Below are 823 nucleotides of genomic sequence, written 5' to 3' on the forward strand. Positions count from 1 at the left end.
CAAGGCGGTGCAGGACGCTCGCGACCAGACGAATGCCCTGACCGCCGAGATCATCCGCAAACTGAACGGAGCCACCTCGCAATGAACGAGAAAAGCGATCGGACCGCAAACCAGCTGCCGCTGCCTGCCTTGAAACCGCGTGCCCGTTCGGATGATCCGTTCTCGCGCAACATGGCTGCCATAGTGGAATCCAGCATCAGCGAAACGGACAACCTGGAGCAGCAGACGAGAACCCAGTCTGCCAGAACGGCGAATGCGAAGCTCGAAAAGCCAAAGGCAGCCGGCGAGACAGCCCGGGTGCACACGCGCATTCCGGTCTCGCAGATGATCGAGCTGCAGGTCCATTGCGCGCGCAATAGGACAACCATGCAGGAGGTGGTTCAGGGTCTGATAACGGAATTCCTTGCCCGGCAGCCGAAGTAGCCGGACGTGGTGATCAGCGTCGATCGTTACGACCGACCGCGCACGACCCGGCCCCGACAAGGGATTGGCTGCATCTCTGCGGAAAGGGTCATGAGTCGAACGACTGACGTTCGGTTCCACCCATCACCAGAGTGAATCGATCCGCGTCTGCTGATTCAAACCATTCATTGGACGCGCGCGCCCGGCTGCGCGATTCTGTGCGCAATGATCGCGCAGCTCTATCGCCTCTGTATCGAACGTCGCGACGCGCGTCGGAACATGGCGCGCTTCTATGCACTGTCGATCGAGGAGACCCTGTTCGGCCAGACCTGCCTGGTCCGGCGTTGGGGCCGGATTGGAACCACCGGCCGCACGATACAGCACTCCTTTGATACCGAGGGTGAAGCCGTCGCCCTTTTCC

Annotated in this window: 2 protein-coding genes; both read left to right on the forward strand. The window is 61.0% G+C overall.

Going from position 1 to position 823, the window contains the following annotated elements:
* The first annotated feature begins 81 nt into the window (after positions 1–81).
* Entirely contained in the window at positions 82–423 is a 342-nt protein-coding gene (locus AC04SH_RS34880; protein ID WP_488481593.1) for a hypothetical protein, read from the forward strand.
* A gap of 204 nt (positions 424–627) precedes the next feature.
* Positions 628–823, forward strand: a 196-nt coding sequence (locus AC04SH_RS34885) for a WGR domain-containing protein (RefSeq protein WP_488481592.1), incomplete at its 3' end; no start/stop codon positions are given.

Source organism: Mesorhizobium sp. CNPSo 4688 (assembly GCF_057784295.1).